The organism is Paenibacillus sp. PvP094 (assembly GCF_040546835.1).
GTDB classification, from domain to species: domain Bacteria; phylum Bacillota; class Bacilli; order Paenibacillales; family Paenibacillaceae; genus Paenibacillus; species Paenibacillus illinoisensis.
The window spans coordinates 3,968,675-3,982,935 of the sequence record NZ_JBEPOM010000001.1 but is presented as its reverse complement, the minus strand read 5'-3'; the positions used below and the strand labels follow the sequence as shown (position 1 = coordinate 3,982,935).

Sequence of the window (14,261 nt, the reverse complement as noted above, 5' to 3'; positions counted from 1 at the left end):
CCAATATGTCATTTTTCAAAATACTCTGTGCATTTCCTATCCGTATTACCAAACCAAGAAACACAAACCTCCCATAATACAAACCACACCCAGCCAGCGAAGCGGGCCTACCTTCTCCCTGAATGCAAACTTTGCAATAAAAAGTGTCCAGACATACGTCAGCGCATTGGCCGGCAGGACCACTGTTAAGGGAAGGAACTTCAGCAGCACAATGTTCAGAAGCGCACCCATACCATAAAAACCGAGGCCCATGAGGACATGCAGCTTTTTGCGACTTGTGGCATAGGCTTTCAAACCAGCACCACCCATAGCACCGCATAATGTCATTACAATCAGTACAACCACCATCCAGCTATCGATCAACACTGGTTAACGTCACCCCGATTCCGAGCAGTACAACGGCTGCAAACTTCTGTATCGTGAGCTCTTCTCCCAGCAGAAAGTGACCGTAAATGAGCGCAAAAACATAGCTTGCACACATCAACGGATAAGCCACAGACAACTTTTCCAGAGCAAAAGCCTTAATCATCAAGATCGCTCCCAGTCCATAGCACACAAATCCGATGCCCAGATAGATCCACTCCGTCAGCCCCCATTTCCAGAACAACTGTCCGGTGGCCGTGAGGAAAGCGGAGACAAGCATTAACCCCTTGCCCGTATGACGTCCCTTCATTTCCCCCACGATAATGCCTCCATATCCGGAACCCTTTTGTTAATAAAATAGCGCTGTGCCACAAGCTGCATCACCGGTAGGTCGGACAACGAATCAGAGTAAGAGCAGGATTGTTCGTAATCAATAACCATGTTTTTTTCACGCAGGTAAGCTTGTATCCGACGTACCTTCTCTTCTCCTTTGCAATTAACGCCTTCGATCGTACAGGTATACCCATTCTGGTGGCGCACCAGTTCGGTTCCAATGACATGGTCTACCCAAGGGAAGTTTTTAAAATATTTCATATAAGCATGCGGAGACGCAGTCACGAGCAACACATGATAACCCGCTTCCTTGCGATGCTGCATTTCCACACTGGCCTCTGCAAAAATGGCAGTACGCAATCGGGTATCAAAAAAATGCTCCAGATCCTGTTCGGTCATGCGCTCAATACTCTTAAAGTACGAACGCTTGACTTGTTCCACACTCATTAGCCCTGCCTTGAACATCGCGGTATGAAAGGCAATAAGCGGAAGTCTCCATACCTGCCCAGGGTAACGGCGAACGCTGTAATGTACAAACTGAAACATCGAATCCCGGCGTATAATCGTTTTATCAATATCAAAAATGGCAATTTTACTGCTTCTCACCCTGATCCCCCTCAAACTTTATAATCGATATGTTCCTTATTCAAAAATCGCAAAGATGACCACCACACTAACCACGTACAGAATGACGGTAACCAAAATGGGCTTGTCCTCAAACAAAACACGATCCGGTGAGCCCCCCTGGTTTTTCATATGAATGAGATACAGATATCGGAACATGCCGTAGACTACCAGCGGAATGGTCCACATCAGGTGAATTGTACGGTCAGAGGTGAATGTGAACAAAGAGTAGCTAATAATCGTTGCTGTCGTCACGATGGTATTAAACTGATCCAGCAGTGTGACAGAGTAGTTATCCAGTACCTTACGATGCGAACCGGTATTTCCCTCAAGCAACGTAAGCTCATTTCTCCGTTTGCCAATCGCCAGAAATAGGGACAGCAGCATGGTGCAGATCAGAAACCAGGGTGTAAAAGGTACGTGAATCAAAACACCTCCCGCTATGGCACGAAGAACGAATCCTGCTGCAATGGTCATCATGTCCACAATAACGAGATGTTTAAGAACAAAAGAGTAAGATACGTTCAACAGGAAATAAACAATGCATAGTCCACCAAAAAGCGGGTTCATCACAAAAGCAATGCCTGCAGAAAGAATCAACAGGATTATGCCAAACAGCAGAGCATAGGCAGGTTGAACCTGTCCAGAGGCAATCGGCCGGAACTGCTTCACCGGATGCTGTCGATCCCTGTCCCGATCCACGTAATCATTTAAAATATACACACAGCCTGCCACGAGGCTAAACAAAATAAAACCAAGCAATGTCGATAAAATGGTCTCTGTGCGAATTTCCTCAAAGGAAAACAATAACGCAGCAAATAACAGTAAATTTTTGGTCCACTGTTTCGGTCTCAGCAGCTTAAACAACCCTGTCATGGTGTTACCCGTTCCTGCTGTATGTGAGGACACCGTATTTGTTCTTGAAGTAAACAATTTCCATAACTCCCTTCCAAACCTACTTATGTATATAAAAATAACGTAAAGACTTAATCATAAGTTTGTTGGTTAATTTTGTAAAGGGATAAAACGGAATTTATTATAAAATTACGGACATAAAAAAAGAGACCGTCTCCGGTCTCTCGATTTATTTCATTCACTTGTATTGGTGAATTCCATTAGAATTCGAATTGTACGTCACTCAGACGACGTTTGATTTCAGCGATAACGCGTTTCTCTTCTTCTTCCCCTTTGGCTTCAAAGGTAACGGAGAAACGAACAAAGTTACCTGCATCATCCCAAGGTACAGAAGAAATCAATTTTTCACGAATCAGGAATTGGGAGAAGTCTTCCCCGGACTCGAAACGACGTCCGCCTACTACACCTTTTGGAGCTTCAACATACAGGAAGAAGGAACCTTTTGGTTTCTCCGCCTGGAAGCCCAGTTCATTCAGTGCAGCAACCAGCAGGTCATGACGACGGGAATATTTCTCTGCGATTTTCTCCGTAATTTCCGGATGGTTCAGACCGTAGGCAGCAGCCTTCTGAATCGCGATGAATTGACCCGAATCGTTGTTGTCCTTCACATCACTGAAAGCTTTGACCACGAGCGGATTCCCTGCAACAAAGCCAATTCTCCATCCTGTCATGTTGTAAGACTTGGACAAGGAGTGCAGCTCAACGCCAACATCCTTCGCTCCAGGTACGGACAGGAAGCTGAATGGTTTATTGCCGTCATACGTCAGTGCAGCATATGGAGCATCGTGAACAACAACTACGCTGTACTTTTTCGCCCATTCAATCACTTTAGTGAAGAATTCAACCGTAGCGCCAGCACCTGTCGGGTTGTTTGGATAGTTCAAATACAGCAATTTTGCACGTTTTGCAATATCCTCTGGGATGGTTGTCAGATCAGGCAGGAAATTGTTTTCCTTCGTCAGCTGGATGTTGTAGACTTCTCCACCCAGGTATTTGGTATGTGTACCCATAACCGGATAACCAGGAACCGTCATGATCGTTACATCACCTGGATTAATGAAGCACGAAGGCATCATTGCCAGAGCTGGCTTGGACCCAATGGAGTGCACAATTTCCGTTGCCGGATCAATGCCTTCAACATTGAATACATTTTTCAGGTAAGCGGCTGCCGCTTCCTTGAATTCAGGGATTCCGTTATCAGCATAACCACGGTTCTCCGGTTTGGAAGCTTCTTGCGCGAGTGCAGCTACGATGCCTGCATCAGCCATCTCATCCGGTTCGCCTACGCCAAGGTCGATCAGTTCAACATTTGGAAAATCTTTCTTTGCCGAAGCTTTGGCGCGTTTGATTTTCTCGAATTTATAAATGTTGGTGTCTTTACCATAGTTGGAGCCGCCAATACGGTCGGCAAAATTGGTTTGAATGTATGTTTCTTGATATTTATCGATACTCATACTCATGTTCATCTCCTCATTTGACGCAAATTTCTACAATCTAATATGAAGCATTTGCCCATGTATAGCCATGGACAAATTATCCGAACATTTGTACTTTCCCGAGGGGTCAGCGGCTGCGCAGTGATGCAAGGACATCTTCCATGTCTTGTGGAAGCGGAGCTGAGAATTCCATGTATTCGCCTGTTGCCGGATGAACAAAACCAAGAACCGCGGCATGCAATGCCTGTCCGTTCATTTTGATACCTTTATTGCGTCCATAGATTGGATCTCCCACAAGCGGGTGACCAATAAACTTCATATGCACACGTATTTGATGCGTTCGACCTGTTTCTAGTTTCAGTTCAAGCAGTGTATAATCGTTAATTCTCTCCGTAACATTAAAATGCGTGACAGCATGTTTGCTGTTACGTTCGGTCACGGTATACATTTTACGATCATTCGTATCGCGCCCAATAGGGGCATCGATCGTTCCCTGATCATGACTCAAATGACCATGAACAAGTGCAATATACCGGCGGTTTACACTGTGATCCTTCAACTGGGCAGCCAGTGAGGCGTGAGCACGATCGTTTTTGGCAGCCATCAGCAGGCCTGACGTATCCTTGTCGATCCGGTGCACAATTCCAGGACGCAGCTCTCCGTTAATGCCGGAAAGATCTTTACAGTGATACATGAGTGCATTCACAAGTGTACCTGATGTATGTCCCGGTGCCGGATGCACTACAAGACCACGTGGTTTGTTAATGACGATGACATCGCTGTCCTCATATACCACTTCAAGTGGAATATCTTCGGCAATGATCTCTACAGCCGTCGGTTCAGGAATCTGAAGTTCAATCCGATCACCCTCAGCCAATTTGGCATTAGACTTTACACCAGCTCCGTTTACGGTAACCAGACCATCTCCGATCCATAGTTGGACCTGAGAGCGGGAGACATTATCCATTGCTTCAGTAATATATTTGTCAACGCGTTCCTTCTTATGTTCAGCAGAAACAGTCCATTCCAATCGTTCATTGGTCATCAGGTCATCGTCTTGTACAGACGTATCCCCAGTAGTTTGTTCTTCATTGTGCATTTTACTCATGATGTTCATTCCCTTCAATCTTCGCGGCTGCCTTCTCGCGCCGCCCCTCAAGAAACGTCTCCACAATAATCAGTGCAACCCCGATACAGATGGCTGAATCGGCGATATTGAAAATCGGAAACGTATAACTGCCAAAATTAAGCTGCACAAAATCCACGACTTCACCCGTCAAAGCGCGATCCAGAAAATTCCCGATGGCTCCACCAAGCACCAGACTAAGTGCTACTGGCAGCAATTTGTGCGGGGAGTTTTTCACTTTTTGCAAGTACCAGACCAAAGCAATCACCACGATCACGGTAACGACGATAAAGAACCAGCGTTGGTCCTGCAAAATACCAAAAGCTGCGCCTGAGTTGCGATGTGAAGTGATGACAAAGAAATTGCCTATAACCGGAATTTCTTCCCGTAGTTCCATTTGCGTCGCAATTAAATACTTTGTTCCCTGATCCACCAAAAATACGATAAAAGCGAGGATATAATACACCACGTTTGTTCGTCACTCCGTTCTTGTCTTTTCCAAACCATACCAGGCTTTACGCCAGACTTGTTCATTGTAGCACAGCTGTTTGGAAGTCGTCCACGACAGGCGTTTTCCCTTTCTTAATGGCAAAATCGATAACATTTCCCTTCTGTAATCAAGGGCTCATTGGCACATCCTAGACCAGAGACCAAATTCGGATTCCAGACGGACAGAAAGGGGAAAACGATGGCACATCTTACTTCAGAACAAATCCAATCCTTGCGTTCCCAATTGATGGCTGAAAAACGTGGTATTGAACATCGGCTTGAGCAAAATGACCATTACGGCCTCAGTGGATCCATGAGATTTCAAACGGGTGAATTATCCCCTATCGATAATCATCCCGGTGATGTAGCTACCGAAATGTATGACCGGGAGAAAGATATTTCCCTTTTGGAGCATGATGAATTCCAATTGGAGCGTATCGACTCTGCCCTGCATTCCATCGAAGAAGGCCATTACGGAACTTGCGCAGTTTGTCAGCAGCCCATTCCTTACGAGCGTATGCAAGCCGTTCCTTACACCAAGTATTGCAAAAAACATCAGCCTGAAACGGTAGTATCCGATAACCGCCCAGTGGAAGAAGAGTTCCTCGCTCCGGCCTTTGGACGCACGAGTCTCGATGAGCGCGATGATCAGAACGGCTTCGATGGTGAAGATGCATGGCAGATCGTTGAAAGTTGGGGCACATCGAACACACCAGCCATGGCTGAAGGTCGCGATATTGACAGTTACGATGTGATGGCCATTGAAGCTACAGATGAGGTTGAAGGCTGCGTCGAAGCTTATGAGAGCTTCGTAGCAACCGATATTTATGGTCATGACGTATCCATCGTTCGCAACAGACAGTACCGGCAGTATTTGGAGAATCGTGAGGGTGAAGGCTTGCTCGAAATGGACAACGATTCTGATCCATATGACATGTACTAGACATGCTGCATCTCTAATATGTGTTCAATTCAAGCTGACGCTGTACGATACGGACGATATCTGCAATATAATCTCCTACGATTGGCAGATTGAGGGCTCCCAGCACCTGTAACACATAAATGATGGTGGCCGCAAAAAAAGTAAAACCAATGGCGATCCCTACACCTCGTGCTGCGCCTGATAACAGGTTGAGCCCAATCAGTTTCCACGGCCGATTTAACAATTCCGTATATTGTGCAATACGTGAACGCTCAAGCTCGTTAGCGAGTCGGTTCGTCAGGGTATGGAGTTCCTCAATTTTGTCATTATCGCTGCGTGGTGGATTGGATGGTGAAGCGGACGATGCCTGCTTGTCTTCATTCATGTGTTCGCTCAGTTCCTTTGGTATCATAGAGTAACTGCACAATAGAAATCATTGCCCATTTGCATAAAAACCAAACGAGCCAAGATACAGGGATTGTTCCCTGAGTCTAAGGCTCGTTTGCTATACTCTATATCCTTTCCTAAATGGAATAGAGATACTCTACTTCATTTGGGATCCATTTGTAACTTGAGTTCATCGATTCATTTGTATCAAAGAGAATGAGGTTACACCTCGATATAAACGCCCATTGCCTTACCGCCAGCTTCAATGCGTTCCATAGCTTCATGGGTACCAAATGTGACTTCAGTAACGAGTACATTCTCACGCAGGACCTCATCAAATGCCTCGATTGCAGCCTGGAGCTCAGGATCAACATCCAGTGTCAGGCGTACTCTCTTCTCAATCGGCAGATCCAATTTTTTACGTGTGTCTTGTACGGAACGTACAACTTCACGTACCCAGCCTTCCTGTTCCAATGCAGTTGTGATTTCGGTGTTGAGTGCTACCGTCAACCCGTACCCGGATGCCGAAGCAAAACCGGACTTGGCTTGTTTCTCTACCAGCAGTTCCTCACTTGTCACTTGCAGCTCTTCTCCTTCCGGAGAAACCACATTCAGCACACCCTCTGTCACCACTTTGCGTGTCTCCTCTGCTGACATGCCTTTGAAGAAGTTCTGCAGGAAGCCTACGTTCTTGCCGTATTTTTTACCCGCTACTTTCAGATTGAGTTTCAATGTGAAATCAACGAATTCGGCATCGTTATGCTCCGTACGGATACCTTTGACATTGATCTCATCCTTGATGATTTCTTCATAGCTCGCCAGATCAAATCCTTTATCAAGCGAAACGATTAACTCGGATAACGGCTGGCGATTCTTGATACCTGTTTCGTTACGCACGTTACGAGCGAGTTCGACCACTCGGCGAGCTGTCTCCATATCCTGTTCCAGATCCAGATCGATCAACGCTTCATTTGCTGCAGGGTAATCTTCCATATGGACACTTTCACCTGTAGTCAAGTTCAGATAGATATCTTCCGCAAGCATCGGTGTAAATGGCGCAACCAGCTTGGCTGTAGTTACAAGCACCTCTGTAAGTGTGCGATAAGCATCCAGTTTATCTTCGGTCAATCCACTTCCCCAGAAACGGTCACGGGAACGACGGATGTACCAGTTGCTCAGCTCATCGACGAAGGCTTCAATCGCTTTGGATGAATTTAGATAGTCATTGACGGACAGTGCCTTTTCCACAACGATGATCAGACTGTTCAGTCTTGACAGGATCCAGCGATCCAGCTTGTGCGCTGAAGGCTTAAACGGATGTTCCTGTGGATCAAAACCATCAATGGTCGCATACAACGTCAGGAATGCATGCGTGTTAACCAATGTATCCACCATTTTGGATTTCGCTTCACCCACAATACCTTTGGAGAAACGTTTGCTGTTCCACGGTGCACTGTCAGACAACAGAGCCCAACGGAACGCATCTGTACCATATTCTTCAATGACTTCCCATGGATCAATAACATTGCCTTTGGATTTGGACATCTTCTGTCCGTTCTCATCCAATACGTGGCCTGTTGCCATAACCGCCTTGTAAGGTGCTTTGCCTGTCAACAGAGTAGATACAGCCAGCAAGCTGTAGAACCAGCCACGTGTTTGGTCAATTCCTTCGCAGATCATATCTGCCGGATATTGCTGTTCAAACGTTTCTTTATTTTCAAACGGATAGTGCTGCTGAGCAAATGGCATGGATCCACTGTCAAACCAGACATCAATCACTTCCGGAGTACGTTTCATTTCATATTTACCACAGGAGCTGAGTACTTTGACTTCGTCTACGTATGGTTTGTGCAGTTCCAGGTTCTCTGGTACATCTCCAACGGCACGTGCACGCAGCTCAGCGATGCTGTGCGGAGCGAACTGTTCGCCAGTCTCTTCACATACCCAGATGTTCAGCGGTGTTCCCCAGTAGCGATCACGGCTGATGTTCCAATCCACCAGATCCTCCAGGAATTTTCCGAAACGTCCTTCACGAACGTGGCCTGGGTACCATTCCACTTCACTGTTGTTTGCAATCAGTTGATCCTTGATCGCTGTGGTTTGGATAAACCAGCTGTCCATTGCATAGTAGAGAAGCGGTGTATCACAACGCCAGCAGAATGGGTAGCTGTGCTCATATTTCTCTTTGCTGAACAGTCGGCCTTTCTCGGACAGACTTCTCACGATATCAATATCGCAATCCTTTACGAAGCGTCCCGCGAAATCCGTAACCTGTGCCACAAATTTACCTTCAAGGTCCACCATGTTGACAAAACTGATGCCATTCTCGCGGCATACCCGGTAATCGTCCTCACCATGTGCTGGTGCCATGTGTACAATCCCTGTACCACTTGCATCCGTTACAAAGCTCGCACCCAGAATGACATTTGTTTTTTCAGCCTGCACGTAGTTGAATGGAGGATCATACGTTTTACCAACTAAATCAGAGCCTTTCAGTGTACCGATGACTTCATACTCGCCTTTCGAGTCCTTCATGACTTTTTCCACGAGATTGGTTGCCATGATGTACACTTCTTCGCCCTGGCGTACACGGGAGTAATCCATGTCCGGATTAACCGCGAGTGCAACGTGTGAAGGCAGTGTCCAAGGCGTAGTCGTCCAGGCAAGCACAAATTCGCCGCTGTCATCCAGCTTAAATTTGGCTGTGGCACTTAGGTCTTTGACATCCTTGTACCCTTGGGCCACTTCATGGGAACTCAGGGTAGTCTGACAAGATGGACAGTACGGACTCACACGATGTCCGCGGTAGAGAAGTCCTTTTTCATGAATCGTAGCAAGGATATTCCATACACTCTCAATGTAATTGTTGTCCAGCGTGATGTACGGGTTATCCATATCCGTCCAGTAAGCAATACCTTCTGTCAGATCACGCCATTGCTGTTCATATTCAAATACGCTCGCTTTACATTCATTGATGAATTTTTCCACGCCGTAATCTTCGATCTCCCACTTATGGGAAATGCCGAGCTTCTTCTGTACACCAAGCTCAACAGGCAATCCATGTGTATCCCAGCCAGCTTTACGAACCACACGGTAACCTTTCATCGTATTGTAACGTCCTACAAAGTCCTTAATAACGCGTCCAAGCACGTGACCGATATGCGGCTTGCCGTTTGCCGTCGGCGGTCCTTCATAAAACACGAAATTCGGTTTACCTTCACGGTTCTCGATTGATTTCTTAAACGTATTTTCCGTTCTCCACTTGTTTAGCATGCGTAGTTCTCTAGCGCGTGCTTTTTCTTTGACATCCACTCTTTGCATCATGATCTTCCTTTCAATAATTGGATTGTGGACCGTCCACAATTCACATTTTTGGACACAAAAAAAACCCCATCCCTGGAAAGGGACGAGGTTGTGCTCGCGTTACCACCCTAATTCTGTTCATCACAAACCATATCCAATCACATGGGTATGCTTTGTCATTAACAGCACTTGTGCCCCGCTTCACTACAGCAGGGTGCCGATATAACGTTCGGCTTACGGTTTCGCTTACGCACGGCCATTCATCACCGCTTCAGCGTCACTTCTCCGGGGAGATATTCGGCTATAACCCATCCATTGGCTTGCACCAAACGCCAACTCTCTGAGGGATGAGATCATAACGTACTTGAACCCGTCATGGAATCATTATTCATTATGAATATAGTTATAGCCTCTTTAGAGTCAAAAGTCAACCGGGCAGGCAGACTAATAAATTTCCTTCATTTCCCGTTCACGATCACGGACTTCCTGTTCGCGACTCTCCAGTGCTTCCCATCCATCCTGGGACAACAGTTCGAGCTGTGCTTCAACAAGCGTACGGAAACGGGCCCGGTAGATCGAAGCCTGCTTTTTCAGTTCTTCCACTTCCAAAGCAATCTTGCGGGATTTCGCCAAGGACTCGTTCACGATCCGGTCAGCATTTTTCTCTGCTTCCTTCACAATGAGCTGTGCTTCCTTCTTCGCATTGTTCTTCACATCGTCGGCTGCTTCCTGCGCTATGATAATCGTTTTGCTGAGCGTCTCTTCAATTGTGGCAAAATGATCCAGTTTCTCCTGAACGGACAGCAACTGATTGCTCAGCTCTTTGTTCTCGCGAATGACGCCTTCGTAATCTTTGATGACTTGATCCAGGAATTCATTGACTTCATCCTCGTCATACCCGCGCAAGCGTCGGGAAAATTCCTTGTTATGTATGTCCAGCGGCGTTAATGGCATGCTGTCCACCTCCTGTTAAAGTTCCTTCCCGTTCCGAGAAGGTTTGCAGCACATGGGTATTACCCAAAGGGTCGTATGCAAGATGTCATATAGCAGCTTGAACGACTTGCACTTGCAGAATCGACGTTCTGATTCCAATACAGTTATATCGACTTTGCACTTCAATGTATATCGGAAACAGCGAATGTTTTTTACACCTTTATCTTAAACATTTCGACAAGAAAACGGGTTTTCCTGCAATGCCGCTAAGCAAATTTGCCGATTTTTACACGACAACGTCCCTTTTTGGTCATCCCATCCTGTTCCAGCACCTTGAAACGGCCAAAACCTTGAATGGAGACCACGTCCCCGGCTTTCAGAGCTTTGGACGGATCTTCCTCGACTTTCCAATTTACCCGGCATCGGCCCGCTTTGATGGGAACTAGCACTTTACTGCGACTCAGTCGGTACACATCCGCACAAATTCCGTCCAGACGCAAGGATGCAACAGTGATATCCATCGTCTCCAGTTTGCTCTCCGACCACTTCATCTCATGCAGAGGAAGCAGCTCTGTAAACACATGAACCCGATGAACCTGGTTCAGTTGAAGCGATAAAAAAGCGCCGGTCTCCGCTGCCACCACGGTGTGGCATCCGTCATCCAGCACTTGGATATCTCCGATCTTGCCGCGTTTCAGTCCAAGCCCGAGCAAGGCTCCCATGTAGTCCCCGTGCTCCAGCTCTGTAATTTTCTGATCATCTGACGTGATGCTAAGCACCTGCATACCCATTTCTTCATCATCGAGATACCGATAATCTGGTGCAATCAGCGCACGTTTGCGTTCAGCTGCCTCGTAGCCTCCGTCCAGACGAATCTGGACGTCATTGCGACGATTGACAAGCGTTTGCAATATAAAGGCCTGTCTTGGGTCAAGAAAGTCCGTTAGCTTCATATCATGAAGCTTGCCAGCGCGTTCCACCCAATCCGAGGCTTTATCCACGAAGTCACGCTCATCATGGCTAAAATGTTCGTAAATTTCACCACTCATCTATGTTCACCCTACCCTATCAGAAGTAGCTGATGATCGAGAGCAAACCTGATCTCGCCAGTTGAAGAGTAATTAACGCAACGATTGGTGAGATGTCCAGCATGCCGAACAAAGGCGGAATGAAACGTCTGAAAGGACTCAGATAAGGTTCCACCAATTTGGCAAGCCACTCACCAATGACGCTCTCCCGCGCGTTCGGAAGCCACGACATCAATACATATCCAATAATCATGTAGAAATAAATCTCAAACAGATAAAACACGACGACTTGAAGTTGATACAAAAGCGGCTCACCTCATTCTGTTGTAATCTTGCTCGCTGTCAGCCAGTATTTCCGTAATTGCTCCTTGAATTTCAACGGTATCCGGCGTACAGAGAAAAATGTTGCCGCCAATTTTAGAAATGCCCCCGCCCAGTGCGTAAACTGTACCACTCAAAAAATCAATGACGCGCAGTGCCTGATCTTGGCGCACCCGCTGCAGGTTCACAACCACTGTACGATGTGAACGAAGATGGTCTGCAATTTCTTGAGCTTCGTCATAGGAACGCGGTTCATAAAGGACAACTTTAACATTTTTCTGGGAATGAATGCTCACAACATTATTCCCCCTTTGGTTTCTACGTTTATCTAGACTGGAGGTTTCAGCTTCCTGTTGTTCAGATTCAGCCTCCTCTTGTGCAGCCAAACGTTCGCGTTCCACAATCTCTTCCTCTTCTTGAAGACCAAGGAAATTCATGAATTTATTCATTACGCCCATCGTGAACCCTCCTCTTTTCCTACGAGAATTGATCCCAGCCGTACCCATGTTGCCCCTTCTTCAATCGCCACTTCAAAATCATTGGACATTCCCATCGATAGCTGAGTCAATGGTTCCGATGTCAGGGCTTGTCCATTCAAATGATCTCTCAGCTCACGCAGTCCACGAAATACGGGACGCGTAAGCTCCGGATCCTCTTCGTGGGGAGCCATGGTCATCAGACCGACGACCTTCAGGTTGCTGAAGCTGCTGATCTCACGCAGAAATGAACTCGCCTGTTCGGGTTGCAGCCCATATTTGCTCTCTTCACCCGAAATATTCACCTGCAAAAATGTTTCCACTTGTGTCCCCAGAGCAGCTGCCTTTTTGTCCAGCTCCTTAGCCAGAGACAAACGATCCAGTGAATGTATGTAGCGGAATTTGCCTATGACGTCTTTCACTTTGTTGGTCTGCAAGTGACCGATAAAATGCCATGTTCCTTGCTGACCAAATGCTTCCCACTTGGCTTGTGCATCCTGCCAGCGGTTCTCTCCAATATGCTCAAGGCCACTTTCCAGCACAGCGCCTGTCGTTTCAAGGGAGACGTACTTCGTGACCGCAATCACATTTACGTCCTCACGCTGGCGGCTACTGCGCTGGCATGCAGCTTCGATCTTCTGATTTACCTGTTGAATTCGCTCCTCCAATGACACAGAGGGTCACCTCTCTTCCAGCCCAATCCAGCTCGCCATTCTTCCGGTCGTTCCATTTTCCTTGCGATACGAGAAAAACAGTTCCGGGTGGCAGCTTGTACACCACGTTGTACATTCGATATGATCCGGCAATATTCCTGCTTTCATCATAATGTGTCGATTACATTCTTTCAAGTTTAACATCGTCTTTCCATTTCCAGACGAATGATATGCTCGGCCCTGCACAGAGTTGTTGTATTCATCATTACCCGGAGCAGATTCAAACCAAACCCGTACTTGCTGCATAACTGCCTCATCCACTTCATAACAGCAATCCCCAATGGAAGGGCCTATAGCTGTCCGGATATCCTGTGCCCGGCTACCATATTCCCGTTCCATGGTTTCAACCATTGACTGGGCAATGCCGGCAACAGTCCCTTTCCACCCCGCATGAGCAAGCCCCACGGCTTGGTGCACCGGGTCGTAGAAATATAGCGGAACACAATCCGCATAAAAGGAAGTAAGCAGCACACCAGGTACATTGGTGACCAAGCCATCCGTGTCCTGCAGCGCTGACTGTCGATCCATCAGACCTCTGCCTCGATCCTCAGCTTGTATAACAGCCACATGTTTGCCATGGACCTGTTCACCACATGTCCAGGCGCTTACCGAGAAACCAAGCTTTTCGGCCACCAGAAGACGATTTGCCAAAACGTCTGAAGGATCATCGCCAACATGATAAGCGCAGTTTAGAGTGGCATAGGGTTCACTGCCCACCCCTCCCTGTCTTGTGGTAAATCCTGCCGTCATTCGGCTGAACTGTTCTCTCCACGGCTCCACATATAATAACAACGGATCTGGGCTTCCATTCACCACTTGATCTTCAGTCCGTTCAAAAAATGGTTTATTCAGAACAAAGGGTTCCATCTTATCACCTCACAGCTTCCAGTGT

16 protein-coding genes and 1 other annotated feature are annotated in these 14,261 nt (G+C 46.8%); of the genes, 1 reads left to right on the top strand and 15 read right to left on the bottom strand.

The features are described 5' to 3' along the window. Positions 1-45: 45 nt before the first annotated feature. From ABIC22_RS18295 to lspA, 7 genes are all read right to left on the bottom strand, one after another. Positions 46-366: a DMT family transporter gene (locus ABIC22_RS18295; RefSeq protein WP_246058217.1), complete on the bottom strand. Its 321-nt coding sequence runs from the start codon at positions 364-366 to the stop codon at positions 46-48. Continuing rightward, the gene (locus ABIC22_RS18290; protein WP_095359818.1) at positions 353-673 is read right to left on the bottom strand and encodes an EamA family transporter; all 321 of its coding nucleotides are present in this window, start codon (positions 671-673) and stop codon (positions 353-355) included. Before ABIC22_RS18290 ends, ABIC22_RS18295 begins: the two co-directional genes overlap by 14 nt. Next, entirely contained in the window at positions 670-1,302 is a 633-nt protein-coding gene (locus ABIC22_RS18285; RefSeq protein ID WP_354482896.1) for an HAD family hydrolase, read from the bottom strand. Before ABIC22_RS18285 ends, ABIC22_RS18290 begins: the two co-directional genes overlap by 4 nt. Positions 1,303-1,338: 36 nt before the next feature. Beyond that, a complete protein-coding gene (locus ABIC22_RS18280; protein WP_483312552.1) occupies positions 1,339-2,253 on the bottom strand; it encodes a decaprenyl-phosphate phosphoribosyltransferase in 915 nt (304 codons plus the stop codon). Positions 2,254-2,435: 182 nt separating this feature from the next. After that, on the bottom strand, positions 2,436-3,689 hold the full coding sequence (locus tag ABIC22_RS18275; protein WP_110821237.1) for an LL-diaminopimelate aminotransferase: 1,254 nt from the start codon (positions 3,687-3,689) through the stop codon (positions 2,436-2,438). Positions 3,690-3,798: 109 nt separating this feature from the next. Further along, positions 3,799-4,716 (bottom strand): RluA family pseudouridine synthase, encoded by a 918-nt coding sequence (locus ABIC22_RS18270; protein WP_371859957.1) that lies wholly within the window; start codon positions 4,714-4,716, stop codon positions 3,799-3,801. Positions 4,717-4,771: 55 nt separating this feature from the next. Further along, positions 4,772-5,266 carry a signal peptidase II gene (gene lspA / locus ABIC22_RS18265; protein WP_127537794.1) on the bottom strand — a complete coding sequence of 165 codons (495 nt, stop codon included), beginning with the start codon at positions 5,264-5,266 and terminating at the stop codon, positions 4,772-4,774. Positions 5,267-5,485: 219 nt separating this feature from the next. On the opposite strand from lspA, the gene ABIC22_RS18260 reads away from it, so the two are divergent. After that, complete coding sequence (locus ABIC22_RS18260; protein ID WP_354482891.1) at positions 5,486-6,229, top strand: TraR/DksA C4-type zinc finger protein; 744 nt, start codon at positions 5,486-5,488, stop codon at positions 6,227-6,229. Positions 6,230-6,242: 13 nt separating this feature from the next. Here ABIC22_RS18260 and ABIC22_RS18255 read toward each other — a convergent pair whose 3' ends face one another. The 8 genes from ABIC22_RS18255 to pgeF all read right to left on the bottom strand — a co-directional run bounded on the left by ABIC22_RS18255 (position 6,243) and on the right by pgeF (position 14,236). Beyond that, the gene (locus tag ABIC22_RS18255; RefSeq protein WP_193723821.1) at positions 6,243-6,593 is read right to left on the bottom strand and encodes a DUF5665 domain-containing protein; all 351 of its coding nucleotides are present in this window, start codon (positions 6,591-6,593) and stop codon (positions 6,243-6,245) included. Positions 6,594-6,817: 224 nt separating this feature from the next. Beyond that, positions 6,818-9,916 carry an isoleucine--tRNA ligase gene (gene ileS, locus ABIC22_RS18250; RefSeq protein WP_354482888.1) on the bottom strand — a complete coding sequence of 1,033 codons (3,099 nt, stop codon included), beginning with the start codon at positions 9,914-9,916 and terminating at the stop codon, positions 6,818-6,820. A 78-nt stretch (positions 9,917-9,994) separates the two neighbouring features. Further along, positions 9,995-10,284 (bottom strand) — a binding site (T-box leader). A 58-nt stretch (positions 10,285-10,342) separates the two neighbouring features. Further along, entirely contained in the window at positions 10,343-10,852 is a 510-nt protein-coding gene (locus ABIC22_RS18245; RefSeq protein ID WP_056696170.1) for a DivIVA domain-containing protein, read from the bottom strand. Between the two features lie 245 nt (positions 10,853-11,097). Continuing rightward, on the bottom strand, positions 11,098-11,880 hold the full coding sequence (locus ABIC22_RS18240) for a YlmH family RNA-binding protein (RefSeq protein WP_354482885.1): 783 nt from the start codon (positions 11,878-11,880) through the stop codon (positions 11,098-11,100). A 19-nt stretch (positions 11,881-11,899) separates the two neighbouring features. Then, positions 11,900-12,163, bottom strand: a complete 264-nt coding sequence (locus ABIC22_RS18235; RefSeq protein ID WP_227779725.1) for a YggT family protein — start codon at positions 12,161-12,163, stop codon at positions 11,900-11,902. A gap of 7 nt (positions 12,164-12,170) precedes the next feature. Next, positions 12,171-12,638 carry a cell division protein SepF gene (locus tag ABIC22_RS18230; protein WP_095289991.1) on the bottom strand — a complete coding sequence of 156 codons (468 nt, stop codon included), beginning with the start codon at positions 12,636-12,638 and terminating at the stop codon, positions 12,171-12,173. Next, complete coding sequence (locus ABIC22_RS18225) at positions 12,629-13,330, bottom strand: YggS family pyridoxal phosphate-dependent enzyme (protein WP_127537789.1); 702 nt, start codon at positions 13,328-13,330, stop codon at positions 12,629-12,631. The genes ABIC22_RS18230 and ABIC22_RS18225 overlap by 10 nt, the downstream gene beginning before the upstream one ends. A gap of 6 nt (positions 13,331-13,336) precedes the next feature. Next, positions 13,337-14,236: a peptidoglycan editing factor PgeF gene (gene pgeF, locus ABIC22_RS18220; RefSeq protein ID WP_354482880.1), complete on the bottom strand. Its 900-nt coding sequence runs from the start codon at positions 14,234-14,236 to the stop codon at positions 13,337-13,339. Positions 14,237-14,261 lie beyond the last annotated feature (25 nt).

Coding starts and splice junctions, on each gene's coding strand:
- ABIC22_RS18270 (WP_371859957.1), bottom strand. CDS start 4,716: ATGACCAATGAACGATTGGAATGGACTGTTTCTGCTGAACATAAGAAG.
- ABIC22_RS18245 (WP_056696170.1), bottom strand. CDS start 10,852: ATGCCATTAACGCCGCTGGACATACATAACAAGGAATTTTCCCGACGC.
- ABIC22_RS18275 (WP_110821237.1), bottom strand. CDS start 3,689: ATGAGTATCGATAAATATCAAGAAACATACATTCAAACCAATTTTGCC.
- ABIC22_RS18255 (WP_193723821.1), bottom strand. CDS start 6,593: ATGAATGAAGACAAGCAGGCATCGTCCGCTTCACCATCCAATCCACCA.
- ileS (WP_354482888.1), bottom strand. CDS start 9,916: ATGCAAAGAGTGGATGTCAAAGAAAAAGCACGCGCTAGAGAACTACGC.
- ABIC22_RS18290 (WP_095359818.1), bottom strand. CDS start 673: ATGAAGGGACGTCATACGGGCAAGGGGTTAATGCTTGTCTCCGCTTTC.
- ABIC22_RS18260 (WP_354482891.1), top strand. CDS start 5,486: ATGGCACATCTTACTTCAGAACAAATCCAATCCTTGCGTTCCCAATTG.
- ABIC22_RS18240 (WP_354482885.1), bottom strand. CDS start 11,880: ATGAGTGGTGAAATTTACGAACATTTTAGCCATGATGAGCGTGACTTC.
- pgeF (WP_354482880.1), bottom strand. CDS start 14,236: ATGGAACCCTTTGTTCTGAATAAACCATTTTTTGAACGGACTGAAGAT.
- ABIC22_RS18230 (WP_095289991.1), bottom strand. CDS start 12,638: ATGGGCGTAATGAATAAATTCATGAATTTCCTTGGTCTTCAAGAAGAG.